Genomic DNA, 573 nt, shown 5'->3' on the forward strand with positions numbered 1-573 from the left:
ACAGTTTCGTCATGTTAAATTTTGCCTAGCGTATGTTTTGCGCTTTTTGTTGGTAGGACCCCGTGTTTAAAAGTTAAACAAGGATTAAGATTGAGACGCCCTGACACTATTTCATAGGTGTTTTTATTTTGGATTCAGAATCTGGGTTTATTTTTCTAATGAAAGAATGGATGTCTGAATAAATCCGAAAACCAACATTCCAATTGGACAAATGCACATTTTTACTTCCTTGCATATACTGCTATGGGCTTCATGAAAGGAGTGTGTTGAAAATGAGTGAAAAATGGAAACTTAGTGATCCGTATGTTTATCAAGCTTTAATGGGACTTCACAATCAATCCCTTGCTGTTCAAACGACCCACGGCTCTGTACGAGGTGTATTACGAGAGGTCATGCCTGATCATATCGTCATCATGATGGGCGGGACACCATTCTATGTACGTACAGCACAAATAATTTGGTTTCATCCGACGATGTGAGAATAAGCCAAGCTCCATCCAACATATGATGAAAATGATTATTGTTTACGGATGGAGGTGTAAAGCTTATGATGAAACGCGTGAATAAAATTGC

The 573-nt window shown here is 38.4% G+C and carries 1 protein-coding gene; it reads left to right on the forward strand.

The features are described 5' to 3' along the window. Nucleotides 1-272: 272 nt before the first annotated feature. Entirely contained in the window at nucleotides 273-479 is a 207-nt protein-coding gene (locus tag ACFRCG_RS48270) for a YuzF family protein (protein WP_042977813.1), read from the forward strand. The last annotated feature ends 94 nt before the right edge of the window (nucleotides 480-573 follow it).

This window comes from Embleya sp. NPDC056575 (genome assembly GCF_042793325.1).
Classification (GTDB): domain Bacteria; phylum Actinomycetota; class Actinomycetes; order Streptomycetales; family Streptomycetaceae; genus Embleya.